Origin of the sequence: Paracoccus sp. SSJ (assembly GCF_030234105.1) — a bacterium.
GTDB lineage: Bacteria > Pseudomonadota > Alphaproteobacteria > Rhodobacterales > Rhodobacteraceae > Paracoccus > Paracoccus denitrificans.
Window position 1 is genome coordinate 217,530 of sequence record NZ_JASSPE010000002.1, and the last position, 22,968, is coordinate 240,497.

Annotated in this window: 27 protein-coding genes and 2 tRNA genes; 6 read left to right on the top strand and 23 right to left on the bottom strand. The window is 67.6% G+C overall.

Features of this window, described 5'->3' with window-relative positions:
- Positions 1 to 2: 2 nt before the first annotated feature.
- Positions 3 to 917: a DMT family transporter gene (locus QPR87_RS03325; RefSeq protein ID WP_285048310.1), complete on the bottom strand. Its 915-nt coding sequence runs from the start codon at positions 915 to 917 to the stop codon at positions 3 to 5.
- A gap of 39 nt (positions 918 to 956) precedes the next feature.
- Entirely contained in the window at positions 957 to 1,556 is a 600-nt protein-coding gene (locus QPR87_RS03330; RefSeq protein ID WP_011748195.1) for a LysE/ArgO family amino acid transporter, read from the bottom strand.
- An 81-nt stretch (positions 1,557 to 1,637) separates the two neighbouring features.
- On the opposite strand from QPR87_RS03330, the gene QPR87_RS03335 reads away from it, so the two are divergent.
- Positions 1,638 to 2,507, top strand: coding sequence for a LysR family transcriptional regulator ArgP (locus QPR87_RS03335; RefSeq protein ID WP_285048311.1), 870 nt, complete (start codon positions 1,638 to 1,640; stop codon positions 2,505 to 2,507).
- A 39-nt stretch (positions 2,508 to 2,546) separates the two neighbouring features.
- Here the strand turns inward: QPR87_RS03335 and QPR87_RS03340 are convergent, their stop codons facing one another.
- From QPR87_RS03340 to QPR87_RS03380, 9 genes are all read right to left on the bottom strand, one after another.
- The gene (locus QPR87_RS03340) at positions 2,547 to 3,287 is read right to left on the bottom strand and encodes a YebC/PmpR family DNA-binding transcriptional regulator (RefSeq protein ID WP_011748197.1); all 741 of its coding nucleotides are present in this window, start codon (positions 3,285 to 3,287) and stop codon (positions 2,547 to 2,549) included.
- A gap of 64 nt (positions 3,288 to 3,351) precedes the next feature.
- A complete protein-coding gene (locus tag QPR87_RS03345; protein ID WP_350310438.1) occupies positions 3,352 to 3,633 on the bottom strand; it encodes a ribbon-helix-helix domain-containing protein in 282 nt (93 codons plus the stop codon).
- Positions 3,620 to 3,829, bottom strand: a complete 210-nt coding sequence (locus QPR87_RS03350) for a DUF4169 family protein (protein ID WP_285048313.1) — start codon at positions 3,827 to 3,829, stop codon at positions 3,620 to 3,622. Before QPR87_RS03350 ends, QPR87_RS03345 begins: the two co-directional genes overlap by 14 nt.
- Positions 3,830 to 3,831: 2 nt before the next feature.
- Positions 3,832 to 5,229 (bottom strand): class II fumarate hydratase, encoded by a 1,398-nt coding sequence (fumC, locus tag QPR87_RS03355; RefSeq protein ID WP_104491861.1) that lies wholly within the window; start codon positions 5,227 to 5,229, stop codon positions 3,832 to 3,834.
- Between the two features lie 92 nt (positions 5,230 to 5,321).
- A complete protein-coding gene (locus QPR87_RS03360; protein WP_104492282.1) occupies positions 5,322 to 5,783 on the bottom strand; it encodes an SspB family protein in 462 nt (153 codons plus the stop codon).
- A 165-nt stretch (positions 5,784 to 5,948) separates the two neighbouring features.
- A tRNA-Asp gene (locus QPR87_RS03365) sits at positions 5,949 to 6,025 on the bottom strand.
- Between the two features lie 28 nt (positions 6,026 to 6,053).
- Positions 6,054 to 6,130 (bottom strand) — tRNA-Asp (locus QPR87_RS03370).
- A 141-nt stretch (positions 6,131 to 6,271) separates the two neighbouring features.
- Positions 6,272 to 7,084: a PRC-barrel domain-containing protein gene (locus tag QPR87_RS03375; protein WP_285048314.1), complete on the bottom strand. Its 813-nt coding sequence runs from the start codon at positions 7,082 to 7,084 to the stop codon at positions 6,272 to 6,274.
- Between the two features lie 182 nt (positions 7,085 to 7,266).
- Positions 7,267 to 8,376: an anhydro-N-acetylmuramic acid kinase gene (locus tag QPR87_RS03380; protein ID WP_285048315.1), complete on the bottom strand. Its 1,110-nt coding sequence runs from the start codon at positions 8,374 to 8,376 to the stop codon at positions 7,267 to 7,269.
- 55 nt (positions 8,377 to 8,431) lie between these two features.
- Here QPR87_RS03380 and tyrS point away from each other — a divergent pair, with 55 nt between their 5' ends.
- A complete protein-coding gene (gene tyrS, locus QPR87_RS03385; protein WP_104493915.1) occupies positions 8,432 to 9,676 on the top strand; it encodes a tyrosine--tRNA ligase in 1,245 nt (414 codons plus the stop codon).
- 44 nt (positions 9,677 to 9,720) lie between these two features.
- Here tyrS and QPR87_RS03390 read toward each other — a convergent pair whose 3' ends face one another.
- The 4 genes from QPR87_RS03390 to QPR87_RS03405 form a co-directional block, all read right to left on the bottom strand.
- On the bottom strand, positions 9,721 to 10,302 hold the full coding sequence (locus QPR87_RS03390) for a DUF2585 domain-containing protein (RefSeq protein ID WP_285048316.1): 582 nt from the start codon (positions 10,300 to 10,302) through the stop codon (positions 9,721 to 9,723).
- A 34-nt stretch (positions 10,303 to 10,336) separates the two neighbouring features.
- The gene (locus QPR87_RS03395) at positions 10,337 to 10,792 is read right to left on the bottom strand and encodes a YaiI/YqxD family protein (protein ID WP_011748206.1); all 456 of its coding nucleotides are present in this window, start codon (positions 10,790 to 10,792) and stop codon (positions 10,337 to 10,339) included.
- Between the two features lie 64 nt (positions 10,793 to 10,856).
- On the bottom strand, positions 10,857 to 11,450 hold the full coding sequence (locus QPR87_RS03400) for a peptidylprolyl isomerase (RefSeq protein ID WP_011748207.1): 594 nt from the start codon (positions 11,448 to 11,450) through the stop codon (positions 10,857 to 10,859).
- Positions 11,440 to 11,949: a peptidylprolyl isomerase gene (locus QPR87_RS03405; RefSeq protein WP_011748208.1), complete on the bottom strand. Its 510-nt coding sequence runs from the start codon at positions 11,947 to 11,949 to the stop codon at positions 11,440 to 11,442. Before QPR87_RS03405 ends, QPR87_RS03400 begins: the two co-directional genes overlap by 11 nt.
- Before the next feature lie 177 nt (positions 11,950 to 12,126).
- Between QPR87_RS03405 and QPR87_RS03410 the strand changes: the two genes are divergently transcribed.
- Entirely contained in the window at positions 12,127 to 13,323 is a 1,197-nt protein-coding gene (locus QPR87_RS03410) for a phosphoglycerate kinase (RefSeq protein WP_230999662.1), read from the top strand.
- 240 nt (positions 13,324 to 13,563) lie between these two features.
- Here QPR87_RS03410 and QPR87_RS03415 read toward each other — a convergent pair whose 3' ends face one another.
- A complete protein-coding gene (locus QPR87_RS03415) occupies positions 13,564 to 13,779 on the bottom strand; it encodes a hypothetical protein (RefSeq protein WP_011748210.1) in 216 nt (71 codons plus the stop codon).
- A gap of 126 nt (positions 13,780 to 13,905) precedes the next feature.
- Here QPR87_RS03415 and QPR87_RS03420 point away from each other — a divergent pair, with 126 nt between their 5' ends.
- Positions 13,906 to 14,835, top strand: coding sequence for a class I fructose-bisphosphate aldolase (locus tag QPR87_RS03420; protein WP_285048320.1), 930 nt, complete (start codon positions 13,906 to 13,908; stop codon positions 14,833 to 14,835).
- Positions 14,836 to 14,964: 129 nt separating this feature from the next.
- Positions 14,965 to 16,005, top strand: coding sequence for a signal recognition particle-docking protein FtsY (gene ftsY / locus QPR87_RS03425; RefSeq protein ID WP_011748212.1), 1,041 nt, complete (start codon positions 14,965 to 14,967; stop codon positions 16,003 to 16,005).
- A 55-nt stretch (positions 16,006 to 16,060) separates the two neighbouring features.
- Here the strand turns inward: ftsY and QPR87_RS03430 are convergent, their stop codons facing one another.
- From QPR87_RS03430 to hisS, 4 genes are read right to left on the bottom strand one after another with little or no spacing between them, the layout of a single operon-like run.
- Positions 16,061 to 16,429 (bottom strand): hypothetical protein, encoded by a 369-nt coding sequence (locus tag QPR87_RS03430; RefSeq protein ID WP_285048321.1) that lies wholly within the window; start codon positions 16,427 to 16,429, stop codon positions 16,061 to 16,063.
- 54 nt (positions 16,430 to 16,483) lie between these two features.
- Complete coding sequence (hisG, locus tag QPR87_RS03435; RefSeq protein ID WP_104493920.1) at positions 16,484 to 17,161, bottom strand: ATP phosphoribosyltransferase; 678 nt, start codon at positions 17,159 to 17,161, stop codon at positions 16,484 to 16,486.
- Complete coding sequence (locus tag QPR87_RS03440; RefSeq protein WP_285048323.1) at positions 17,158 to 18,240, bottom strand: ATP phosphoribosyltransferase regulatory subunit; 1,083 nt, start codon at positions 18,238 to 18,240, stop codon at positions 17,158 to 17,160. Before QPR87_RS03440 ends, hisG begins: the two co-directional genes overlap by 4 nt.
- Complete coding sequence (hisS, locus tag QPR87_RS03445) at positions 18,237 to 19,721, bottom strand: histidine--tRNA ligase (RefSeq protein ID WP_285048325.1); 1,485 nt, start codon at positions 19,719 to 19,721, stop codon at positions 18,237 to 18,239. Before hisS ends, QPR87_RS03440 begins: the two co-directional genes overlap by 4 nt.
- A gap of 48 nt (positions 19,722 to 19,769) precedes the next feature.
- Between hisS and QPR87_RS03450 the strand changes: the two genes are divergently transcribed.
- Positions 19,770 to 19,985 (top strand): SlyX family protein, encoded by a 216-nt coding sequence (locus QPR87_RS03450; protein WP_011748217.1) that lies wholly within the window; start codon positions 19,770 to 19,772, stop codon positions 19,983 to 19,985.
- A 69-nt stretch (positions 19,986 to 20,054) separates the two neighbouring features.
- Here QPR87_RS03450 and QPR87_RS03455 read toward each other — a convergent pair whose 3' ends face one another.
- The 3 genes from QPR87_RS03455 to gatB form a co-directional block, all read right to left on the bottom strand.
- Positions 20,055 to 20,552 carry a DUF4177 domain-containing protein gene (locus QPR87_RS03455; protein WP_285048326.1) on the bottom strand — a complete coding sequence of 166 codons (498 nt, stop codon included), beginning with the start codon at positions 20,550 to 20,552 and terminating at the stop codon, positions 20,055 to 20,057.
- 100 nt (positions 20,553 to 20,652) lie between these two features.
- Positions 20,653 to 21,162, bottom strand: coding sequence for a cell wall hydrolase (locus QPR87_RS03460; RefSeq protein ID WP_285048327.1), 510 nt, complete (start codon positions 21,160 to 21,162; stop codon positions 20,653 to 20,655).
- Between the two features lie 123 nt (positions 21,163 to 21,285).
- Positions 21,286 to 22,800, bottom strand: a complete 1,515-nt coding sequence (gene gatB / locus QPR87_RS03465) for an Asp-tRNA(Asn)/Glu-tRNA(Gln) amidotransferase subunit GatB (RefSeq protein WP_285048328.1) — start codon at positions 22,798 to 22,800, stop codon at positions 21,286 to 21,288.
- Positions 22,801 to 22,968 lie beyond the last annotated feature (168 nt).

Consider the following 22,968-nt stretch of genomic DNA (forward strand, 5'->3'; position numbering starts at 1 on the left):
GGTCAGCTTTCCCGGGTCGCGCCCACCGGCGGCGTGATCGTCTGGCGCCGCAGCCTCGCCTCGCGCCAGGTGATGTAGCTGATGGCCCCGATCATGATCGCGCCGCCCACCAGCACCCACAGGTCGACCGGCTCGGCAAAGACCAGCGCGCCCAGCAGGCTGGCCCAGATCAGCTGCAGGAAGGTGACCGGCTGCGTCACCGTCAGGGGCGCGGCGACAAAGGCCCGCGTCATGGCGTAATGGCCCGCGGTGGCGAAAAGCGCCGTGCAGGCCAGCACCGCATATTGCAGGGGCGTCGGCGGCACCCAGACCAGCGCCGCGATGGGGGACAGCCCGATGCAGACCGTCAGCGACATCATCGCCACCACCACCGTGGCCGGCACCAGTTCGGACAGCCGCTTCGCCACCAGGTAGGACATCCCGAAGATCACCGAGGCGCCCAATTGCGCGACATGCCCCGGCTCCAGCACCCGGATGCCGGGGCGCAGCACGATCATCGCGCCCGCCAGCGCCACGGCGATGGCCAGCGCCCGCCGCCACGAGATCCGCTCCCCCATCAGCAGCGTCGCGCCCAGCGTGACCACGATCGGGTTGAGATAGCCGATGGCGGTGACCTCGGCCACGGTAATGCGCGCCATGGCATAGAACCACAGGATCACCGCCAGCACATGCAGCCCGCCGCGCAGCACGAAAAGCGCCCAGATGCGCGGCGCGAATCCCCGCCGCAAGGCCGGCCCCAGCGCCGGGACCAGGAACAGCAAGCCGAAGGCAAAGCGGATGAAGGCGCCCTCGGCCGCCGGCAGCGCCTGCCCCAGCCAGCGCACCGTGCCGTTGACGCCGACAAAGCACAGTCCCGCCGCCAGCATCCACAGGATGCCCGGCAGGTCGTTGCGAAGGATGGGAGTGGCCCTGCTCATGCCGCCAGCCATGCCCTGTCCGCCGGGGCAGCGCAAGGCTCAGCCGTTCAGCACCAGCCCCAGCGCGATCGACCACATGACCAACCCCACCAGCCCGTCCAGCACCCGCCACGCCACGGGCCGCGCGAACAGCGGCGACAGCCAGCGCGCGCCGTAACCCAGCGCAAAGAAGAACAGCACCGAGGCCGAGACCGCGCCGGCGACGAAGCCCGGCTTGTTCTCCCACCCCGCGGAGATCGAGCCGATCAGCACCACCGTGTCCAGCCAGACATGCGGGTTGAGCCAGGTCAGCCCGGCCAGCACCGCCAGCGTCGCACCAAGCCCCGCCGCATTGCCCGCCCCGGCCCGCAGGCTCTCACCGCCCCTCCAGGCGGCACGAAAGGCGCGCGCGCCATAGGCCAGCAGAAAGACCGCGCCGCCCCAGCGCATCGCCGCCAGGAACCAGGGCGCGCCGGCGGCGATGGCCCCTGCACCCAGCACCCCCGCGGTGATCAGAACGGCATCCGAGATCGCGCAAAAGGCGCAGGTCGCCAGCACATGCCGGCGCATGAGCCCCTGTTTCAGCACGAATGCGTTCTGCGCCCCGATGGCGACGATCAGCGACAGGGCGGTGCCAAGGCCGGCGAAATAGGCATGCATGCGGCTCTCCTTTGCGCCGTCTTGCCCGCGCGACACCGTTCAGGCAAATTCAAAATCATTACACTGATTAAGGTTGCCTTAATGCTCGACTACGCCGCCCTCGCCGCCCTGTCCGAAATCATCCGCCGCGGCAGTTTCGAGGCGGCGGCCGCGGCGCTCGGCGTCACCCCCTCGGCCGTGTCGCAACGCATCAAGGGGCTGGAGGAGCGGCTGGGCCAGGTGCTGATCCATCGCGGCCCGCCCGCCAGCGGCACCGAGACCGGGCTGCGGCTGATGCAGCATCTCGACCAGGTGCGACTGCTGGAAACCACGCTCGCCGCCAGCCTGCGCCCCACGGGCGGGCCGGCGGTGCTGCGGTTGGCGGTCAATGCCGACAGCCTGGCGACCTGGTTCCCTCCGGTGATGACGGCGCTGCCGGTGCTCTACGACCTGGTGGTGGACGACCAGGACCATGCCCGGGACTGGCTGCGCCAAGGCCAGGTCTCGGCCGCGATCAGCTCGGACCCAGACCCGGTGCCGGGCTGCGATGCGCTGCCGCTGGGCGCGATGCGCTATCTGGCGCTGGCCACCCCGGATTTCCTCGCCCGGCATTTCCCGGACGGCGTGACCGAAGCCGGCCTGCGCGCCGCCCCTGCGATCACCTTCAACGCCAAGGACGCGCTGCAATCCCGCTGGGCGCAAAAGGCCACCGGCAGGCGCCTGCACCTGCCCGGCCACCTGATCCCGGCCTCGGAACCCTTTGCCCGCGCGGTCGAACTCGGTCTCGGCTGGGGCATGATCCCCGAGAGCATGGCCGCCCCGGCCCTGCACCAGGGCCGCCTGCAACCGCTGGTCCCCGACCTGCCGCTGGACGTTGCGCTGCATTGGCATGTGCAGCGCGCCATGGCCCCTGCCCTCGCCCCCCTGACCGCCGCCATAAGAAAAAGGGCCGCAGCAGAACTGCGACCCTGAACTTTCCGTTTCCCAAATACCCCCGCCGGAGGCGGAAACTCAAAGCTGCGCGGCCACTTCCTCGGGAATGTCGAAATTCCCGGTGACGTTCTGCACGTCGTCATCCTCTTCCAGCGCGTCGATCAGCTTCATCAGCTTCGTGGCCGTCTCCAGGTCGATCTCGGTCGGCGCCTGCGGCTTCCAGATCAGCTTGGCATGTTCGGATTCGCCCAAGGACGCCTCCAGCGCGGTCGAAACCTCGGCCAGGTCGGTGTCCGCGGTATAGATCCAGTGCCCGTCCTCGTCGCTTTCGACATCCTCGGCCCCGGCCTCGATCGCGGCCATCATCACCGTGTCGGCATCGCCGGCATCCGGCTTGTAGAGGATCTCGCCCTTGCGGTCGAACATGAAGCTGACCGAGCCGGTCTGGCCCAGGTCGCCGCCGTATTTGGTGAAATAGCTGCGCACGTTGGACGCCGTGCGGTTGCGGTTGTCGGTCATCGCCTCGACGATGATGGCGATGCCGTTCGGACCGTAGCCCTCGTAACGGATCTCGTCATAGTTCTCGGCATCGCCGCCCTGCGATTTCTTGATGGCGCGGTCGATCACGTCCTTCGGCATCGAGTTCGACTTGGCTTCCTTTACCGCAAGGCGAAGGCGCGGGTTCTTTTCGGGGTCAGGGTCGCCCATCTTGGCGGCGACGGTGATTTCTTTGGCCAGTTTCGAAAACAGCTTCGAGCGCAGCTTGTCCTGCTTGCCCTTGCGATGCTGGATATTGGCCCATTTGGAATGGCCTGCCATGGTATTTCCCGGAATTTGGATATGTGCTGCGGCTTTTAGTCAGCCAGGGCCGGGGCCGCAAGCTTTACGCCCGATTCTTGACGATCTCGGCCAGCACGAAAAGCCGCAAGGCAGTGGCCAGCCCCACCTCGGGCGGACGGGCGGCGTCGATCTCGGCGATCAGGGTCGCGGTGGTGCGGCCCCCTGCCCGGGCCAACTCGCGCAACTCGCGCCAGAATGCATCCTCGAGGCTGACCGAGGTCCGGTGCCCGCCGATGGTGACCGAGCGCTTGATGGGCGCCGACATCGGCGGCAGCGGCAGGGGCAGGGGCAAAGGCCCCGCGGCAGGTGGATCATTCGTCGCCATTCTCGGGATCCTCGCGGCGATGCTGGTCCAGATGGCGGGCGGCACGCGCGGCGGCGTCCTTCTCGGCGAGCTTCTGGGATTTGTTGCGGCCGAACTTCGCCGCATTCTCGTCGCCCTGCTTGCGGGCGGCATCGCGGGCGGCGGTCTTGCGCGCCGCCCGCAGGTTTATGACCTTGCCTGATCCGGCTCCGGCCATGCTCAGTCTTCCGGGCCGATCATCTGCTCGGGGCGAACGATGCGATCGAAGGTCTCGCCATCGACAAAGCCCAGCGCGATCGCTTCCTCGCGCAGCGTGGTGCCGTTCTTGTGCGCGGTCTTGGCCACCTTGGTCGCGTTGTCATAGCCGATGGTCGGCGCCAGCGCCGTCACCAGCATCAGCGATTCCTTCATCAGCTTGTCGATGCGCGGAATGTTCGCCTGGGTGCCCACGACCATGTTGTCGGTGAACGAACCCGCCGCGTCGCCCAGAAGCTGCATGGATTGCAGCACGTTGTAGGACATCATCGGGTTATAGACGTTCAGCTCGAAATGGCCCTGCGAGCCGGCGAAGCCGACGGCGGCATCGTTGCCCATGACATGGGCGCAGACCATGGTCAGCGCCTCGGCCTGGGTAGGGTTCACTTTGCCCGGCATGATCGACGAGCCCGGCTCGTTCTCGGGCAGGATCAACTCGCCCAGGCCCGAGCGCGGACCCGAACCCAACAGGCGCATGTCGTTGGCGATCTTGAAGAGCGAGGCGGCGACGGTCTTCAGCGCGCCCGAGAACATCACCATCGCATCATGCGCGGCCAGCGCCTCGAACTTGTTGGGCGCGGTGACGAAGGGCAGGCCGGTGATCTCGGCGATCTTGGCCGCGATGGCCGTGTCCCAGCCCTTCCTGGTGTTCAGCCCGGTGCCGACCGCCGTGCCGCCCTGCGCGAGTTCATAGATGTCGCCAAGCGCCAGCTTGACCCGCTCGATGCCTTTGGCGACCTGATGGGCATAGCCGCCGAATTCCTGGCCCAGCGTCAGCGGCGTCGCGTCCTGGGTATGGGTGCGGCCGATCTTGATGATGTCCTTGAATTCCTCGGACTTCGCGACCAGCGCCTTGTGCAGCTTTTCCAGCCCCGGCAGCAGCACGTCGCGCGCCTGCATGGCGATGGCGACATGCATCGCGGTCGGGAAGGTGTCGTTCGACGACTGGCCCATGTTCACATGGTCGTTCGGATGGACCGGCGTCTTCGAGCCCATCTCGCCGCCCAGGATCTCGATGGCGCGGTTCGAGATCACCTCGTTGGCGTTCATGTTCGACTGCGTGCCCGAGCCGGTCTGCCAGACCACCAGCGGGAAGTTGTCGTCGAACCTGCCCGCGACGACCTCCGAGGCCGCCTGCACCATGGCCTTGCCGATGGCCGGGTCCAGCTTGCCCGCGGCCATGTTCACCTCGGCCGCGGCCTGCTTGATCGCGCCCAGCGCGCGGATGATCGGCACGGGCTGCCGCTCCCAGCCGATCGGGAAGTTCTGGATCGAGCGCTGGGTCTGGGCGCCCCAATACTTGTCGGCGGGCACCTCCAGCGGGCCGAAGCTGTCGGTCTCGGTGCGGGTGGTCTTGGTCATGGCGTGCTCCCTCACGGTGTCGTGGGGGTTCTAGGCCCGATGGCGGGGATTCGCAATCGGCATGCCGTGGTATGCCATGCGCTAACAGTGCGTCATTTGCGCCATTTGTCCAGACTGACCACCTCGGCGCTGCCCTTGGGGCCGTCCTCGCCCGGCTCCTGGGGCTCGTCCTCCTCCTCTTCGGGCTCGTCCTCGTCTTCCTCGTGGTTCTCGAAGCGCAGCCCGAACTCGACCGACGGGTCCACGAAGGTGCGCAGCGCATCGAAGGGGATATAGAGCGGCTCGGGAGAATTGCCGAAATTCAGCGTGATGTGAAAGCCTTCGGGCGTGACCGAGAGATTCTCGAACCAATGCTGGATGACGATGGTCATTTCCTCGGGATAGCGCTCGCGCAGCCAATCGGCCATCTCGACATCCGAATCGCGGGTGTCGAAGGTGATGAAGAAATGGTGTTCGCCCGGCAGCCCCTCTTCGGCCACCGTCTCCAGCACCTCCGCGATCAGCCGCTGCATGGCCCGGTGCATCATTCCGCCGTAATCTATTCCGCGTGCCATGGCGTCCTCCGTCGTGTTGGGGGCCAGCATAGGGAAATGAAGCGGCTTGAAAAGCCCCTAGCGCCGCCTGGAAGCACGACCGGCAGCCGGCTTCTTCGTTCCCCAAATACTCAAAAAACCGCGCCACAGGCGCGGCTGCAAAGCCGTAATGATCATGGGGAAAGATGGCGCGGTTGACGGGGCTCGAACCCGCGACCCCCGGCGTGACAGGCCGGTACTCTAACCAACTGAGCTACAACCGCGCATCTTTTCGGCGATATATGGTGGTGGTGGCGCGGTTGACGGGGCTCGAACCCGCGACCCCCGGCGTGACAGGCCGGTACTCTAACCAACTGAGCTACAACCGCGCAGACCACTTCCCCGGATCGCCGTCCGGGGTGCGAGGGGGTTTACGCATGGCGGCGGATGGCGTCAAGGCCGATCTTGCGCAAAAAACGCAAGGGCGCCCCGAAAGGCGCCCCCGTCCGGTCCGGCAATGGCCGGAAACCTTATTTCCGCACGGTCTTTTCGTCGAAATCCGGCAGGGCCTCCAGTTCGGCCTTGGTGTAGTTCGTGGCAAAGAACGTGTCGTTGCCGACGGTCACCAGGTGGATGGCATCCACGCCCAGCAGCACCTTCTTGGCGCCGATGCCCAGGAAGCCGCCGATATCGGCGACATAGCCGACGACCTGGCCCGAATCATCCAGCACGATGTCGTTCACCTTGGCGATGTCCTGCCATTCGGCCGGACGCTCCTCGACCGCGGGATCGACCCATTCGGTGGTCGAGGGCTGGTTGGTGGTCCAGATGCGGCGGCTGGTCAGCCAGCTCGACAGCACGCCCGGCTCGGCCTCGGAGATCGCCGGCGGGTTGACGTCGGGCGGCGTGACCGGCGCCTCGGCGGCAGCATCCGCGGCGGCATCGGCAGCGTCGCCTGCCGCATCAGCGGCATCCTCGGCCGCGCCGGCAGCATCCTCGGCAGCGCCCTCGGCCGCTTCGGGCACCGCATCGCCTGCGGGCGCATCGGGGGCGACGCCCATCTCGGCGGCAGCGCCGGCGGCGTCGTTGGCGGCATCGCTGGCCGCATCGGCAGCGTCACCGGCGGCATCGGCCGCGGCGGCGCCGGCTTCCTCGGCAGCCTGGTCGGCGGCCTGTTCCGCCTGATCGGCAGCCTGCTCGGCCTGGTCGGCGGCAGTTTCGGCCGCGGTGGCGGCATCCTCGACCTGTTCGGCCGGAATCTCGGGCGGCGGGGTGGTTTCGGTCTGGGCAAGGACGGGGCTGGCCAGGGCCAGCGTGGTGGCGGCGATGACAAGAGGTTTCATGGACGGTGTCCTTTCCGGTTGTCGTTGTCACGGACGGCGCGATGCCGTCATATGTCCGTCCAACGCCCCTTTCCGCGGCATCGTTCCCATGAAACGGCGTCGAAACAATCACAAGGCGGAAATCCGCCCGTGATCCGGCCGGCTTGGGCCCCGTGCCTGCACTCCGTCTCAGCGCCCCTGTTTCAGCGCCGCGGCGGATGGCTGATCCGCCCGCCGCAGACCGGCCCCGGCGCGCCGGTGGTGCCCGGCCCCGAGGTCGGCAAGCCGCGCAGCACCCGCACCGCCAGCCAGCCGAAAGCCTGCGCCTCGAGCATGTCGCCGTCGAGCCCCGCCTCCTCGACCGGCGCGACACGGGCGGGCAGGCGCTGTGCCAGCGCCGCCATCATCGCGGCATTGTGACGGCCGCCGCCGCAGACCAGGATCAGCTGCGGCGACCGCTGCAACAGCGCAACCCCCGCCGCCACCGCCGCCGCCGCCGCATGGGTCAGCGTCGCCGCCGCATCCTCATCCGAAAGCCCCGCAACCTCGGCCGCAAGGTCGGGGAACGCATCGCGGTCCAGCGATTTCGGCAAGGGCCGGGCGAAATGCGGATGGCGCAGGAAGCGGGCGATGACGCCTTCGTCCGGGCTGCCTTGCAGGGCGAGCCGCCCGCCCTCGTCCCGCGCCGCGCCGCGCCGGGCGCGCATCAGGTCGTTCAGGGGCGCATTGGCCGGGCCGGTGTCGAAGGCGATGCAGGCGCCCGGCGCCTCGGGCGCCCCCGCGGTCGGATCGACCCAGGTCAGGTTGCCCACGCCGCCCAGGTTCAGGAAGGCGACCGGGGCGCGCGGCAAAAGCCCCTGCCCCATCGCCCATTCCGCGCAGGCCCAGTGGAAGAAGGGCGCAAGCGGCGCGCCCTCGCCGCCCTGCCGCACGTCCTCGGAGCGGAAATCCCAGACCACCGGCCGGTCCAGCTTGCGCGCCAGCGCGGCACCGTCACCCGCCTGATGCGTGCCGCGCCCCGCAGGGTCATGGGCCAGCGTCTGACCGTGATAGCCGACCAGCTCCGCCTCGGGGAAGCCCTCGGCCAGCGCGGCATGGGCGGCAACGGAAAGCCCGGCCGCCTCGGCCACGTCCGGTCCGCCCGGCCATTGCCCCAGCGCCGCGTGCAGCAGGCCCGATTCATTGCCGGAATAGGCACGATAGGCGCTGCGGCCGAAACCGGCGATCCGCGTCCCGTCGGTCTCGATCATCGCCGCGTCCACCCCGTCCAGCGAGGTGCCCGACATCATCCCCAGCGCCCGGATCATTCGCATGCTTTCCCTTCCGCCTTTCCCCCGGTATATCCGCGCCAGTCGAAAGGAAAAGCCCATGACCTACCGTGCCAAATCCGATTTCCTGAACGTGATGATCGAACGTGGCTACCTGGCGGACTGCACCGACATGCAGGCGCTGGACGAAGCCCTGACCCTTGGCCCGGTGACAGCATATATCGGCTATGACGCGACGGCGGCCAGCCTGCATGTCGGGCATCTTCTGAACATCATGATGCTGCGCTGGTTCCAGAAGACCGGCAACCGCCCGATCACGCTGATGGGCGGCGGCACCACCAAGGTCGGCGATCCCAGCTTCCGTTCCGAGGAGCGCCCGCTGCTGACCCCGGACAAGATCGACGAGAACATCGCCGGCATGAAGCAGGTCTTTGCCCGCTACCTCGATTACGGGGATCAGGGCGCGATGATGCTGAACAACGCCGAATGGCTGGACAGCCTGAACTACCTGGATTTCCTGCGCGACATCGGCCGGCATTTCAGCGTCAACCGGATGCTGTCCTTTGAATCGGTCAAGTCGCGGCTGGACCGCGAGCAGTCGCTGAGCTTCCTCGAATTCAACTACATGATCCTGCAAGCCTATGACTTCCTTGAGCTTTACCGGCGCTACGGCTGCCGGTTGCAGATGGGCGGCAGCGATCAATGGGGCAATATCGTCAACGGCATCGACCTGACCCGCCGGGTGCTGGATGCCGAGATCTGGGGCCTGACCTCGCCGCTGCTGACCACCTCGGACGGGCGCAAGATGGGCAAGTCGGCGGGCGGCGCGGTCTGGCTGAACGGCGCGATGCTGTCGCCCTATGAGTTCTGGCAGTTCTGGCGCAACACCACCGATGCCGATGTCGGCCGGTTCCTGAAGCTTTACACCGAGTTGCCGGTCGAGGAATGCGACCGCCTCGGCGCGCTTTCGGGGTCCGAGATCAACGCGGCCAAGATCATCCTGGCCAACGAGGTGACGACGCTCCTGCACGGCGCCGATGCCGCCGCGTCGGCCGAGGCCACCGCGCGCGAGGTCTTCGAGCAGGGCGGCGCCGGCGGCGACCTGGAGGTGGTGACCCTCAGTGCCGATGCGCTGGCTTCGGGGCTGACGGTGGTGCAGCTGCTGGCGCAGACCGGCATCACCGCTTCGGGGAAAGAGGCCAAGCGCCTGATCGCCGAGGGCGGTCTGCGGCTGAACAACGAAGCCGTGTCCGATCCGCAGCTTGCCGTCGATGCGGCGCTGATCGGCGACGGACTGAAGGTCTCGGTCGGCAAGAAGAAGCACCGGATGGTGCAACTGGGATAAGCAGGAAGGCCGGGGCGATCCCGGCCTTTTTCACCCAGCCTTTTTCACAACGCCGCCTGCCAGCCGCGCACCGCCTCCAGCGGCCAGAGCAGCATCAGCACGTTCAGCGCCAGCCCGTCGCGGATCAGCCAGGTCGTCAGCGCCTCGAACCCGATGACGATGGCGACCGAGGCCCAGACCGGCAGCCGCGCGGCCAGCACGAAGCCCAGCACCATCGCCAGGATGTCGGAGACCGAATTCAGCACGCTGTCGCCATAGTAATCCAGCGAGATGGTCACCGCACGGTAGCGCTCGATGATCGCGTCCGAGTTCTCGACGATCTCCCATGCGGATTCGACCAGCGTGGCGATGGCCAGCCGCCAGCCGAAGCTCAGCCGGGGCGCGACCAGCCACAGCGCGGCATAGAACAGCAGCCCATGGATGACATGCGAGGGCGTATACCAGTCCGCGATATGCTGCGAACTCTCGGAGCTCATCGTCTCGCCATGCCACAGCTTGACGCTGCCGCATGTGCAGATCGGCTCGCGACCGATCCAGAGCAGCCAGAGAGCCGCCAGGACAATGACAAGGAACGTGGCCCAATAGGGGGCGGATCGACGCGTGAACATGATGCGAGGTGAAATCATCTTTGCGCCGCACTGTCCATGACCTGCCTGCGCCCTAGCCGATCCGCTGCGCCGCCGCCATCACCCGGTCCAGCGATTGCAGGAAGCGCGCCCGCTCGGCCTTGCCGAAGCCCCCGCCCCGGCCCTGGTGGAACGGATCGGCGGCGCGGATGTCCTGCATCAGGTCGCGCGTCGCCAGCCGCGGGCCGATATTGGCCGGCGTCAGCACCTCGCCATCGGGCTGGACGACCTGCGCCCCCGCCTTCAGGCAGCGGTCGGCAAGCGGCAGATCGGTGGTGACCACCACGTCGCCCGGCCCGCAATGCGCCGCGATCCACTGGTCGGCCGCATCCGGCCCCTCGGGCACGATCACCAGCGAGACCAGCGGATTGGCCGGGGGCCGCAACCCGCCGTTGCAGACCAGCACCATCGGCAGCCGCAGCCGCGTGGCGACCCGCTCGGCCTCGGACTTGACGGGGCAGGCATCGGCATCGATGTAGAGCGTGGTCATGCGGAACTCCTTGATGAAAAAGCCCCGCGCGGGCGGGGCTTTCGCGACAGGGATCGGGCCGGGATCACTCCTCGACCGTCACCTTGACCATGTAATCCGGCTCGACCACCGCGCCATTGGCGGCCGGGTCGCCCTTCTTGATCGCGTTGAGCACGTCCCAGCCGTCGACCAGCTGGCCGACAACCGTGTATTGCCCGTCCAGGAAGGTCGCCGGCGCCAGGTCGATGAAGAACTGGCTGTTGGCGCTGTTGGGGTCCTGCGACCGCGCCATGCCCACGGTGCCGGCCTGGAAGCTGACATCGTTGAACTCGGCCCGAAGGTCCGGCATGTTCGAGCCGCCCATGCCCGCCCGCGCGGTATCGCCGCCGTGCTTGCCGAATTCGACATCGCCGGTCTGGGCCATGAAGCCGTCGATCACGCGGTGGAACACCACGCCGTCATAGGCACCGGATTTCGCCAGCGTCACCAGACGCTCGACATGGTTGGGCGCCTTGTCCTTGTAGAGGTCCAGCACGATCCGGCCCTTGGCCGCGCCCTTGGCGTCGGCCACCTCGATCACGAGGTTCGGGCCCGGACCGTCGGTGACGCCCGGCAGTCCCTCGGCCCAGGCGGCGCCGGCGGCCAGCACCAGCGCGGGAACCAGCAGCTTATTCCACATCGGCCGCCACCTTCACCGAGATCATCCGGTCGGGATTCGCCGGCGGCTCGCCGCGGGCGATCTTGTCGACATGCTCCATGCCCTCGATCACCCGGCCGTAGACGGTGTATTGGCCGTTCAGGAAATGGTTGTCCTTGAAGTTGATGAAGAACTGGCTGTTGGCCGAGTTCGGGTTCATCGAACGCGCCGCGCCCAGCGTGCCGCGGTCATGGGGCAGGCGCGAGAACTCGGCCGGCAGGTCCGGCAGGTCCGAGCCGCCGGTGCCGGCGCGGCCCGGGTTGTAGTTGTTTTCCATGTTGGCATGTTCCACGTCGCCGGTCTGGGCCATGAAGCCCTCGATCACGCGGTGGAAGGCCACGTTGTCGTATTTCCCGGCGCGGGCCAGTTCCTTCATGCGCTCGGCGTGCTTGGGCGCCACGTCGGGCAGCAGCTCGATCACCACCGGGCCGTCCTTCAGCTCGATGATGACCGTGTTCTCGGGATCCTTGATCTCGGCCATGGGGGTCTCCTTCTGATGGCTTGGGCAAAGGCATAAGCATTTCGCCCGGACCATACAACGCCCGCCGGCGCCGCGCGTTTCGCCGCAAGCCCGGGTCCGGCGCCGGTTGACGAAAATGTCATGATGCGGGAAAACCCGCCGGGGGACGTGTCAGCCCAACAGGAAAGGGACATGAGCATGGCGGATTTCAACACGATCGACGACCTGGATCTTGACGGCAAGGTGGTGCTTGTCCGCGTGGACGTGAACGTCCCGGTCGAAAACGGCCAGGTCACCGATGCCACGCGGATCGAAAAGATCGTGCCGACCGTCAAGGACATCCAGGGCCGGGGCGGCATCCCGGTGCTGCTGGCGCATTTCGACCGCCCCAAGGGAAAGCGCGTGGACGGCATGAGCCTGAAGGTCGTGCTGCCGGCGCTGGAAAAGGCGCTCGGCCAGCCGGTGAAGTTCTCGGACGAGGCCATCGGCGGCCCCGCCAAGCGCGCCGTGGCCGATCTGGCCAAGGGGGACGTGCTGCTGCTGGAGAACACCCGCTTCTATCCGGGGGAAGAGACGAATGACGCGACCTTCGCCGCTTCGCTGGCCGCGCTGGGGCAGGCCTATGTGAACGACGCCTTTTCGGCCGCGCACCGGGCGCACGCCTCGACCGAGGGGATCGCGCGGCTCCTGCCCGCCGCAGCCGGCCGGCTGATGGAGGCGGAACTGAAGGCGCTGGACGCCGCGCTCGGCAATCCGCAGCGCCCGGTCGTCGCCGTGGTCGGCGGCGCCAAGGTCTCGACCAAGCTCGACCTGCTCGGCAACCTGATCGAGAAGGTGGACCACCTGGTCATCGGCGGCGGCATGGCCAACACCTTCCTGGTCGCCCAGGACATCGAGGTCGGCAAATCGCTGGCCGAGCGCGACATGGCCGATACGGCGCGCGACATCCTGGCCAAGGCGGAAAAGACCGGCTGCACCATCCACCTGCCGGTGGACGTGGTGGTGGCGCGTGAATTCAAGGCCGGCGCCGACAGCGAGACGGTGGCGGCGGATGCCTGCCCGGCCGATGCGATGATCCTCGACGCCGGCCCCGCCACGGTGGCGAAGATCCGCGAGGTTTTCGAAAGCAGCCGCACGCTGATCTGGAACGGCCCGCTCGGCGCCTTCGAAATCCCGCCCTTCGACGCCGCGACCAATGCCGCGGCGCAAGAAGCCGCGCGGCTGACCCGCGAGGGCAAGCTGATCTCGGTCGCCGGCGGCGGCGATACGGTGGCGGCGCTGAACAAGGCCGGCGTCTCGGGCGACTTCACCTTCATCTCGACCGCTGGCGGCGCCTTTCTGGAATGGATGGAGGGCAAGGAACTGCCCGGCGTCGCGGCCTTGCAGAAACGCTGAAACCGCCCGCTGGCGGCGATGCGAAAGGGGCCTTCGCGGCCCCTTTTTGCATCGGCGAAAGCCCTTAGTGCTGCGCAGCCCATCGTCCGGCCAGGGCCGGCAACACGCAAGGCGATCCGCTGCGGATCGGTCTCGTGCGGCCTGGGCGCCGCGCTTCTGGGCGATCTTCGCGACCGCAGCCCGACCGTCACCACGGTCGTGCGACAGGGGACGCAGGCACGTCCCCTGCCAGATGCGGCGTCAATTCCCCTCTGCCGGCGCAGCTTCGCCTGTCGGCGTCGCGGGCGCGGTCACGGCGGGCGGCGCATTGCGCCCGACATCGCGCGAGTCGGTATCGAGGAACAGGATATAGAGAAAGGCCCCGATCGAGACCACGAAGGCCAGCCCCAGCACAAGGAAGAAGGGTCGGTTCTGGCGGATCTGTTCGGGAATGCCGGCAGGATCTTCGTTTGCCATGGGAATTTCCCCCAATTCTGACAGCGGAACAACGCCGAAAGGCCGCCACGGGTTCCGTTAGCGCAATCGCGATTGCCCTTGGCGGCGGGTCTGCTAAGCAGCCCGCATTCAGACATGGAGTTCCCGATGCAGATGACCGATACCGTCCGCAAGATCCTCGCCAATTACGAGGGCGAAGCGCCGGGTGTGAAGGCACAGCTGGCCCGCATGCTGATGACCGGCAAGCTGGCCGGCACCGGCAAGATGATCATCCTGCCCGTGGACCAGGGTTTCGAGCACGGCCCCGCGCGCAGCTTTGCGCCGAACCCCGCCGGCTACGACCCGCATTACCACTACCAGCTGGCCATCGACGCGGGGCTGAACGCCTATGCCGCGCCGCTGGGTATGATCGAGGCGGGCGCCGACACCTTCGCCGGCCAGATCCCGACGATCCTCAAGGTGAACTCGGCCAATTCGCTGATGTCGGACACGGCCGGCAAGAACCAGGCGATCACCGCCTCGGTCGACGACGCGCTGCGGCTGGGCTGCGCAGCCATCGGCTTCACCATCTATCCGGGCTCGGACATGGCGCTCGACATGATCGAGGAGATCGTCGAGATGCGCAAGGAAGCCGCCGCCAAGGGCGTGGCGACCGTGATCTGGTCCTATCCGCGCGGCGAGGCGATCAGCAAGGACGGCGAGACCGCCATCGACATCGCCGCCTATGCCGCCCAGATCGCGGCGCTGATCGGCGCGCATGTCATCAAGATCAAGCTCTCGACCGACCACCTGGAACTGGGCGAGGCGAAAAAGGTCTACGAGGCCAAGGGCATCGACATCTCGACCCAGGCCAAGCGCGTGGAGCATTGCATGCAGTCGGCCTTCAACGGCCGTCGCATCGTGGTGTTCTCGGGCGGTGCGGCCAAGGGCGCGGATGCGGTCTATGACGACGCGCGCGCCATCCGCGACGGCGGCGGCAACGGCTCGATCATCGGCCGCAACAGCTTCCAGCGCTCGCGCGAGGATGCACTGGAAATGCTGCAGAAACTGGTCGACATCTACCTGGGCAAGGCCTGATTGCCGTGGGGCTCTGCCCCACACCCCGGAGTATTTTTCGAACGGTGAAGGGGCGTCCGTTTCGGGGCGCCCTTTTCCTTTCGGGCAAGATTGCCTAGTCTCTCGCGCGACAGACAAAAGGATGGGTGCATGTCGTTTTTCTCGAAGCTGCGCGACCGGCTGACGCGATCCTCGTCCAAGATCGGCTCGGGGCTGGAGGATATCGTCTCGGAAGCCGCAGCCGATGAAAAGCCGGCCTCGCCCGCCCCCGCCGCATCTCAACCCGCAACCGAGCCGGAAGCACGCCCCGGCGTCCTGGGCCGGCTTCTGGGCCGCGCCCCGGCTGTCGCCGAACCGCGGCGCGAGCTTGACGATGCGATGCTGGAAGAGCTTGAGGAGATGCTGATCCAGGCCGACATGGGCGTCGAGACCGCATTGCGCGTCACCGCCAATATCGCCGAGGGCCGCATGGGCCGCCGCGTCTCGGCCACCGAGCTGAAAGAGCTGCTGGCCGATGAGATCGCCCGCATCATGACGCCGGTGGCGAAACCCCTGCCGCTTTACCCCAAGCGGCCGCAAGTGGTGCTGGTGGTGGGGGTGAACGGTTCGGGCAAGACCACGACCATCGGCAAGCTTGCCAGCCAGTTCAAGGCGGCCGGCAAGAAGGTGGTGATCGCCGCCGGCGACACCTTCCGCGCCGCAGCCGTCGAGCAATTGCAGGTCTGGGGCCAGCGCGCCGGGGTGCCGGTGATGACCGCTCCCGAGGGCAGCGACCCCGCCAGCCTTGCCTTCGACGCCATGACCAAGGCCGAGGCAGAGGGCGCCGACCTGTTGATGATCGACACCGCCGGCCGGTTGCAGAACCGCCAGGACCTGATGGAGGAACTGGCCAAGATCGTCCGCGTCATCCGCAAGAAGGACCCTTCGGCCCCGCACAACACCCTGCTGGTGCTGGACGCCACCACCGGCCAGAACGCGCTGAGCCAGGTCGAGATCTTCCGGAAGCTCGCCGATGTCTCGGGTCTTGTCATGACCAAGCTGGACGGGACGGCGCGCGGCGGGGTGCTGGTGGCGCTGGCCGACCGCTTCGGCCTGCCGATCCATGCCATCGGGGTGGGCGAGCAGATCGACGATCTCGACGCCTTCGACGCCCGCGATTTCGCCCGCGCCCTGGTCGGTCTCGGGGACTGAACCCGCCCCTTTTCCGTTTTCCAAATACCCATGCGGCCGCGCAGCCGGCGCGGCGTCACGGCTTGACGAGATGCACGTCCGTCTTGGTGTCCTCGGTCGGCGCGACATTGCCCGCCGGATCGGCCTGCATCTCGACCACATCCTGCGGCGGCGTGAAGGGCGCGGTCAGTTCGGCGGTCCCGGCCTTTTTGTCAAAGATGCAGACATAACGGTCCACCCCGCCATCGGCGAGCGTGGTAATGAGCAGCGCCGCACCATAGCTTTCCGAGCCGAAGGGGTTGATCTCGATGGCGGTCTCGCCCTCTTGCGGAGCGAGTGCGGCGCAGGCGGTCTCGACATCCTTGCGGAACTGTTCCCAGGCCTCCTCGGACGAGGCCAGCGCGGGGCTCGCGGACAAAAGCAGCATCAGGACGGCCAGGCGCATCGTCGTTCTCCATAGCGGTGCGAGGGCACAACGCCCCTGCCCCGCCTCGGGTTTCTAGAGCCCGATCCGCGCCACGAAATCGCGAACCTCGGTCTCGTCCCCGGCTGAAAGCGAGCGCAGGAGCGTCGCCTGCGAGCGCAGGATCGGCTCCTCGCCGATGATCTTGAGATGGTTCGCCCGCAGTGTCTCGCCGGATGAGGTGATGTCGGCGATTGCCTCGGCGGTCAGGTTGGCCACCGTCCCCTCGGTCGCACCCTGGCTGTCGACCAGTTGGTAATCCGCGACCTCCTCGGCCGAGAGCCAGGCCCGCACCAGCCGGTGGTATTTCGTGGCGATGCGCAGGCGAAAGCCGTGCTCGGCGCGGAAATCGCGGGCGATGGTGGCGAAATCGTCCAGGCTGTCGCAATCGCTCCAGCAGGCGGGCACGGCCAGGATCAGGTCGGCATGGCCGAAGCCCATCGGCGCCAGTTCCTCGACATGGCTGCGCCAGCCGGCCAGCTTCTCGCGGATCAGGTCGGTGCCGGTCACGCCCAGGTGGATGCGGCCGGCCATGAGTTCGCGCGGGATCTCGCCCGCCGAAAGCAGCACCAGTGCCACGTTCTCGGCCCCATCGACCCGGCCGGCATATTCGCGATCCGAGCCGGCGCGCGACAGCCGCACGCCGCGGGCGGCAAACCAGTCGAAGCACTGCTCCATCAGCCGCCCCTTGGACGGCACGCCCAGCCGGATCATGCTGCTTTCCCCAAGATCTGGCCCCCCAGCTCGTGGACCAGTCCCGGCCGGATGATGCCGCCCACCGCCGGGATCGAGCGGCCCTGCGCCTGCCCCAGCACCGCCGCCAGCGCATCGTAGCGCCCGCCCGAGGCGACCGGCGGCCAGTCCTCATGCCCCGCGGCGGCAAAACTGAAGGTCATGCCGTCGTAATATTCCATCGTATGGCGGCCATGGCTGGCGTCGAAATGGACGGCACCCACGTCGATGCCGCGCGCGGCCAGCGCCGCCAGGTTGCGCTCCAGCCGGTCAACGGCCTCGGCAATATCGGGGATCTCGGCCACCAGTTCGCGCAGCTGCCGCAGCGCCTCGGGTGCCGGGGCACTGATCGCGAACAACCGTTCCAGCCGCTCGACCCATTGCGGCGCCAGCGGCGCCTCGGCCGCATCGCTGCGCAGCCGGTCGATGCGGGCCTGCATCTCGGCGGGCGAGCGCAGCCCGGTCCAGGGCGCGCCGCTTTCGGGAAAGCTGCGCGCCTCGGCCGGCGTGGCAAAGCGCGCCAGCAGCCGGGCAAAGCGCCGGGGCCGCCAGATGTGATGCAAAAGCGCCGCGCGCCGCGCGCCCGACAGCGGCAGGGCGCGCACCGCATCCATCAGCAGGTCCATGTCGCCCATGCTGGCTTGCAGGTTCAAGGGCGCCAGGATGTCGTGGAACAGCGCAAAGACCTCGGCATCGGCCTCGGGGTCGCGGGCGAAAAGCTCGAAACCCGCCTGCAGGTATTCGTTGTCGCGCGGATGCTCGGGCCGGGTCTCGCCATGGTCCTGCTTGCGGAACACCTCGCCCAGATAGCAATAGCGCGCCGGCTCGGCGCCGTTCGCCATATGCATCTGCACCACCGGCACGGTGAAATCCGGGCGCAGCATCATCTCGCCGCGGATCGGGTCTTGGGTCACATAGGCGCGGGCGCGGATATCCTCGCCGTAGAGGTCCAGCAGCGTCTCGGCCTCCAGCAGGATGTCGGGCGCGACCTCCTGCGCTCCGGCGGCGCGAAAGGCGGCGAGGATCTGTTGGCCGATGGCCTGTTTCTCGCGCTTGCTCATCCCAGGATGCGCCGGACTTCCGCGACCAGGTCGGCGCGGGCCACCTCGGTCTGGGCGGGCTGGGCCTTCCATTCCTCGTGGCTGGCCTCGGCCGCGATCTTCGCGCCCAGGACCAGATCCTTGACCTGCACGACGCCGCGCGCCGCCTCGTCCCCGCCCTGGATGATGGCGACGGGGGCATTGCGCTTGTCGGCATATTTCAACTGGTTGCCGAAGTTCTTGGGATTGCCCAGATAGACCTCGGCCCGGATGTCGGCGGCGCGCAGTTCGGCGGCCATGGCCTGGTAATCGGCCATGCGCTCGCGATCCATGACGGTGACGACGACGGGGCCCTGTTCGGTCCCGCCCATCAGCCCCTTGGCGCGCAGGGCGGCCAGAAGCCGGTCGACACCGATGGAAACCCCGGTCGCGGGCACCTTCTGGCCGGTGAAGCGTTCCACCAGCCCGTCATAGCGCCCGCCGCCGGCGACCGAGCCGAACTGGCGCTTGCGGCCTTTGTCGTCGAGGATCTCGAAGGTCAGTTCGGCCTCGAATACCGGGCCGGTGTAATAGCCCAGGCCCCGCACGATGGAAGGGTCGACGATGGCGCGATCCTCGCCCACGCCCATGGCGGCGAGCATCTGGGCGATCTGCGCCAGTTCCTCGACGCCCTCGGCCCCGGTGGCCGAGGCGCCCACGGCAGCGCGCAGGTTTGCCAGCGTCCCGGCATTGTCCGCGCCTTTCGAGGTCAGGAAGGCCAACACCGGCTCGGCCTGTTCGGGGCTCAGGCCCACGCCCTCGATGAAGGCGCCGGAATCGTCCTTGCGGCCGGTGGTCAGCAATTGCCGCACGCCCTGCTCGCCGACCTTGTCGAACTTGTCGATGGTGCGCAGCACGTCGTCGGCGGGCTTGCCCTCGGCCACGCCCATGGATTCCAGGATGCCGTTCAGCACCTTGCGGTTGTTGATGCGGATCAGGTAGTCGCCGCGCCGGATGCCGGCATGCTCCAGCGCCGCAGCCAGCATGGCGCAGATCTCGGCATCCGCGGCGACCGAAGCCGAGCCCACGGTATCGGCATCGCATTGATAGAACTGGCGGAAGCGGCCGGGGCCGGGCTTTTCGTTGCGCCAGACCGGGCCCATGGCATAGCGGCGATAGGGCGACGGCAGGTCACCCCGGAACTGCGCGGCGACGCGCGCAAGCGGCGCGGTCAGGTCATAGCGCAGCGCCAGCCAGTCGCCGGCCCCGCCGCCGGGAACCTCTGCCTCTTGCCAGGCAAAGACGCCGGCATTGGGGCGGTCCACGTCGGGCAGGAACTTTCCCAGCGCCTCGACCGTTTCGACGGCACTGGTTTCAAGCGGCTCGAAGCCGTGGCGATGATAGATCTGGGCGATGCGGTCGAGCATCTGCTTGCGCTCGGTCACATCCGCGCCGAAATAGTCTCGGAACCCCTTGGGCGTCTCGGCCTTGGGACGGGGCTGTTTCTTCTGATCTTTCGCCATGGTTTGCCTCGGGCTTTTCCATGCGGCGGTCTAACGGATGGAGGATGGATGGACAAGCAGACGCAGGAACGGATCGAACGGCTGGAGGAAGCCGTGGCCTATCTGACGCGCACCGTCGAGGATCTGTCGGGCATCGTGGCCCGGCAGGAAGGCGAGATCGCGCGGCTGGCGCGGCATGTCGGCATGCTGATGGAGCGCGAGGCGGAACGCGAGGCCGAGGCGGGAACGGTTCCGCTGGCGGACCAGCGGCCGCCGCATTGGTAAGGGCCTGAGGGGCGCTGCCCCTCGCCCCCGTGCCGGGGGCTCACCCCGGAGTATTTGGGAACAGAGAAATCAGCGGCTGGCCGGCCCGAGGCGCGGGCCGGTCGGTGCCGGGGCTTGCGGCGCCGTCAGCGGCGGTTCCGAGACCCGGGCACGGGCATTCGGGGCGGTCGGCGGCGCGGCAGGCTTCGGAGCGGCCCGCATCGGCTGGCTGAAGGGGCCGCGCGCAGGTGCCTGGGCTTCGGGTTCCGGCTGGGGTTCGGTCGGGGCGACAGCCGGCTGCGGCTGCGATTGCGATTGCGATTGCGGCAGGGCGTCTTGCGGACGCTCGGGCTGCGCGAGCGCGCGGCGAAAGATCAGCAGGTTGTGATAGACCGTGGTCCGGCTGGTCAGGCCCGAGCGTTCCTCGGCCGGCAGGGTTTCGGCACGGACATATTCCCAGCCGTCGCGGGCCATCTGGTTCAGCGTGTCGGTCAGGGTGGCGGCGAAACGCTCGATCCCGCTGCGCGCGCCCCTGGTCTTTTCGCCGCGGGCCGGGGCGGGGATGACGGTGTATTCGTAGCTGCTCATGCGTGGGCCTTTCCCTTTACGGCGCAGGTTAGGCGAGATGGCCGGCCAAGGGAAGCGTTGCCGCTTGCCTTGGGCGGCGCCTTGCACCCTCCGCCCTGTCCTATCTGCGGGTGATGCCTTCTATGGGGCGCGGCGGGACCGGCTGCGTCACCAGTTCGCGGCGGCGCTTTTCGTAAAAGGCATTGCCGCCCGCGACGAGGACGTAATGCATGTTGTCATAGGAAAACCTGTGGCTGGCGGCATGGAAGAACATCGCGTTGCCGACGAGCGGATGGCGCTCGCCGCGCATGACTGCACGGGCGGCCTCGCGCACCTCCGGCATGGCCTGCGACTTCATCGGCCGCGACATGATGCCAGGCGCAAACTGGCCCTTCTGTCCCACCACGGCGCAGACCGAGTTCGGATATTGGCGCGACTGGACGCGGTTCATCACCACGCTGCCCACCGCGATCATGCCGTCGCGGCTGGAGCGGTGCGATTCGAAGAACATGGCACGTTCCATGCATTCCAGTTCCGAATGCCGGCGGCCGATCCCGCAGCCTGCCACGACCAGCAGGACGAGAAGGAGGGACAGCCCGGTCCCCCATGGCCTTGTGTTCAGGGTTCTCATTTTGCCTGTCCCGACTGCTCGTTGTTTAGGTGATGCTTAGCAACAGGCAGCCCACCGCATCAACCGCCATGTTCCGCATGGCGGTCCGCGGGACGGCGGCGACAGGCGGCAGGGCGCCGGGACTTACCGTCCCAGCTTCCTTGCCACCAGCTCGTTGACCGCCGCCGGGTTTGCCTTGCCGCCGGTGGCCTTGAGCACCTGGCCCACGAACCAGCCGGCGAGCTTGGGGTTCGCGCGCGCCTTTTCCACCTGAGCCGGGTTCGCGGCGATGATCTCGTCCACGGCCTTTTCGATGGCGCCGAGGTCGGTGACCTGCTTCATGCCGCGCGACTCGACGATCTCGGCCGGGTCGCCGCCTTCGGTCCACAGGATCTCGAACAGGTCCTTGGCGATCTTGCCCGAGATCGCGCCCGAGCCGATCAGGTCGATCACGCCGCCAAGCTGGGCGGCCGAAACCGGCGAGGTCTCGACGCTCAGCCCCTCCTTGTTCAGCCGGCCGAACAGCTCGTTGATGACCCAGTTCGCGGCCTGCTTGCCGTCGCGGCCCGAGGCGACCTGCTCGAAATAGTCGGCGCTCTCGACCTCGGCGGTCAGCACGCCGGCATCGTATTCGGAAAGGCCCAGTCCGGTGACGAAACGCGCCTTCTTCTCGTCCGGCAGCTCCGGCATGGCGGCGGCGATATCGTCCACCCAGCCCTGCTCGATCTCCAGGGGCAGCAGGTCGGGATCGGGGAAATAGCGGTAGTCGTGCGCCTCTTCCTTGGAGCGCATCGAGCGGGTCTCGCCCCGGTCGGGATCGTAGAGCCGCGTCTCCTGCACCACCTTGCCGCCATCCTCGATGATGGCGATCTGGCGGCGGGCCTCGTAATCGATGGCCTGCTGGATGAAGCGCAGCGAGTTCATGTTCTTGATCTCGCAGCGGGTGCCGAGATGGCTGAAATCGCCGGTTTCCTGATAGCGCTCATAGGCACCGGGCGCGCAGACCGACACGTTCACGTCGGCGCGCAGGTTGCCGTTCTGCATGTTGCCGTCGCAGGTGCCCAGGTAGCGCATGATCTGGCGCAGCTTGGCGACATAGGCCGCCGCCTCCTCGGGGCCGCGGATGTCGGGGCGGCTGACGATCTCCATCAGCGCGACGCCGGTGCGGTTCAGGTCCACGAAGGACATGTTCGGGTCCATGTCGTGGATCGACTTGCCGGCATCCTGTTCCAGGTGGATGCGCTCGATCCTGACGCGGCGGGCGACGCCGGGGGCCATGTCCACGATCACCTCGCCCTCGCCCACGATGGGATGATAAAGCTGGCTGATCTGGTAGCCCTGCGGCAGGTCCGGATAGAAATAGTTCTTGCGGTCGAAGGCCGAGACCAGGTTGATCGCCGCCTTGAGGCCAAGGCCGGTCTTGACCGCCTGCGCCACGCAGAACTCGTTGATCACCGGCAGCATGCCCGGCATGGCGGCATCGACGAAGGCGACATGGCTGTTCGGCTCGGCCCCGAAGCCGGTCGAGGCGCCCGAGAACAGCTTGGCGTTCGAGGCGACCTGGGCATGGACCTCCAGCCCGATGACCAGTTCCCAGTCCTGTTTCGCACCCTGAATGATCTTCGGTTCCGGGGCGGTATAGGTCAGATGGTCGAGCATGGCATTTCCCTTGGCAAGGCTGCCCCGCCTTCTAGGCGCTTGGCGCGCGGCTCGCAAGGGTCGCGGATCGCGGCTCGGGGGTCGCGGTCAGCGTTCGACGGGACGAGCCAGCCCATGCTAAGGCAGTTCATCGGGCCCGGGAGCGATGGGCGCGACGCCGGGATCATG

Excerpts from the sequence above, each read along its gene's own strand:
- QPR87_RS03360 (WP_104492282.1), bottom strand. The coding sequence starts at position 5,783 with ATGGCACGCGGAATAGATTACGGCGGAATGATGCACCGGGCCATGCAG.
- QPR87_RS03455 (WP_285048326.1), bottom strand. The coding sequence starts at position 20,552 with ATGAGCAGCTACGAATACACCGTCATCCCCGCCCCGGCCCGCGGCGAA.
- QPR87_RS03405 (WP_011748208.1), bottom strand. The coding sequence starts at position 11,949 with ATGGCCGAGATCAAGGATCCCGAGAACACGGTCATCATCGAGCTGAAG.
- QPR87_RS03330 (WP_011748195.1), bottom strand. The coding sequence starts at position 1,556 with ATGCATGCCTATTTCGCCGGCCTTGGCACCGCCCTGTCGCTGATCGTC.
- QPR87_RS03430 (WP_285048321.1), bottom strand. The coding sequence starts at position 16,429 with ATGCGCCTGGCCGTCCTGATGCTGCTTTTGTCCGCGAGCCCCGCGCTG.
- QPR87_RS03380 (WP_285048315.1), bottom strand. The coding sequence starts at position 8,376 with ATGCGAATGATCCGGGCGCTGGGGATGATGTCGGGCACCTCGCTGGAC.
- QPR87_RS03400 (WP_011748207.1), bottom strand. The coding sequence starts at position 11,450 with ATGTGGAATAAGCTGCTGGTTCCCGCGCTGGTGCTGGCCGCCGGCGCC.
- gatB (WP_285048328.1), bottom strand. The coding sequence starts at position 22,800 with ATGCTCGACCATCTGACCTATACCGCCCCGGAACCGAAGATCATTCAG.
- ftsY (WP_011748212.1), top strand. The coding sequence starts at position 14,965 with ATGTCGTTTTTCTCGAAGCTGCGCGACCGGCTGACGCGATCCTCGTCC.
- QPR87_RS03350 (WP_285048313.1), bottom strand. The coding sequence starts at position 3,829 with ATGGCCGGAGCCGGATCAGGCAAGGTCATAAACCTGCGGGCGGCGCGC.
- tyrS (WP_104493915.1), top strand. The coding sequence starts at position 8,432 with ATGACCTACCGTGCCAAATCCGATTTCCTGAACGTGATGATCGAACGT.
- hisS (WP_285048325.1), bottom strand. The coding sequence starts at position 19,721 with ATGGCGAAAGATCAGAAGAAACAGCCCCGTCCCAAGGCCGAGACGCCC.
- QPR87_RS03325 (WP_285048310.1), bottom strand. The coding sequence starts at position 917 with ATGAGCAGGGCCACTCCCATCCTTCGCAACGACCTGCCGGGCATCCTG.
- QPR87_RS03340 (WP_011748197.1), bottom strand. The coding sequence starts at position 3,287 with ATGGCAGGCCATTCCAAATGGGCCAATATCCAGCATCGCAAGGGCAAG.
- QPR87_RS03395 (WP_011748206.1), bottom strand. The coding sequence starts at position 10,792 with ATGACCACGCTCTACATCGATGCCGATGCCTGCCCCGTCAAGTCCGAG.
- QPR87_RS03450 (WP_011748217.1), top strand. The coding sequence starts at position 19,770 with ATGGACAAGCAGACGCAGGAACGGATCGAACGGCTGGAGGAAGCCGTG.
- QPR87_RS03375 (WP_285048314.1), bottom strand. The coding sequence starts at position 7,084 with ATGAAACCTCTTGTCATCGCCGCCACCACGCTGGCCCTGGCCAGCCCC.
- QPR87_RS03420 (WP_285048320.1), top strand. The coding sequence starts at position 13,906 with ATGCAGATGACCGATACCGTCCGCAAGATCCTCGCCAATTACGAGGGC.
- QPR87_RS03345 (WP_350310438.1), bottom strand. The coding sequence starts at position 3,633 with ATGGCGACGAATGATCCACCTGCCGCGGGGCCTTTGCCCCTGCCCCTG.
- QPR87_RS03415 (WP_011748210.1), bottom strand. The coding sequence starts at position 13,779 with ATGGCAAACGAAGATCCTGCCGGCATTCCCGAACAGATCCGCCAGAAC.
- QPR87_RS03390 (WP_285048316.1), bottom strand. The coding sequence starts at position 10,302 with ATGATTTCACCTCGCATCATGTTCACGCGTCGATCCGCCCCCTATTGG.
- QPR87_RS03410 (WP_230999662.1), top strand. The coding sequence starts at position 12,127 with ATGGCGGATTTCAACACGATCGACGACCTGGATCTTGACGGCAAGGTG.
- hisG (WP_104493920.1), bottom strand. The coding sequence starts at position 17,161 with ATGATCCGGCTGGGCGTGCCGTCCAAGGGGCGGCTGATGGAGCAGTGC.
- QPR87_RS03440 (WP_285048323.1), bottom strand. The coding sequence starts at position 18,240 with ATGAGCAAGCGCGAGAAACAGGCCATCGGCCAACAGATCCTCGCCGCC.
- QPR87_RS03460 (WP_285048327.1), bottom strand. The coding sequence starts at position 21,162 with ATGAGAACCCTGAACACAAGGCCATGGGGGACCGGGCTGTCCCTCCTT.
- QPR87_RS03335 (WP_285048311.1), top strand. The coding sequence starts at position 1,638 with ATGCTCGACTACGCCGCCCTCGCCGCCCTGTCCGAAATCATCCGCCGC.
- fumC (WP_104491861.1), bottom strand. The coding sequence starts at position 5,229 with ATGACCAAGACCACCCGCACCGAGACCGACAGCTTCGGCCCGCTGGAG.